The organism is Bradyrhizobium sp. Unk1 (genome assembly GCF_059512345.1).
Map to the genome: position 1 here is coordinate 1 of NZ_JCAMOP010000263.1, position 309 is coordinate 309.

At 64.7% G+C, this 309-nt stretch carries 1 protein-coding gene; it reads right to left on the reverse strand.

All coding sequences use genetic code 11. The annotated features are described in order from the left end of the window. A partial coding sequence (locus AC5ZFO_RS48420; protein ID WP_496124323.1) for an IS66 family transposase occupies positions 1-309 on the reverse strand: 309 nt, incomplete at both ends.

A 309-nucleotide genomic window follows, 5' to 3' on the forward strand; every position in this document is an offset into this window, starting at 1 on the left:
GGCGTCCGCACGCGTCTCTCGGGTCATGGTCTTGTAAGCCTGATAGCCGTCGCAGTGGATGATGCCGCGATAGCCCTCAAGCAGCCGCAAGCCATGAACGGCGCCGCGGCCCGGTGCATAGGCATAGACCACCCCAGGCGGATCAGGTCCGGCCCAAGGCCTGTCATCGCGTGACAGCGCCCAGAAGTAGCCGGTTTTTGTCCTGCCGCGCCCCGGATCCAGCACCGGCGCCGGGGTCTCATCGACACAGAGCTTCGAAGAGGCGAGCAGAAGCTGGCGCAGACGATGCCACAAGGGCTTCAATTCCTG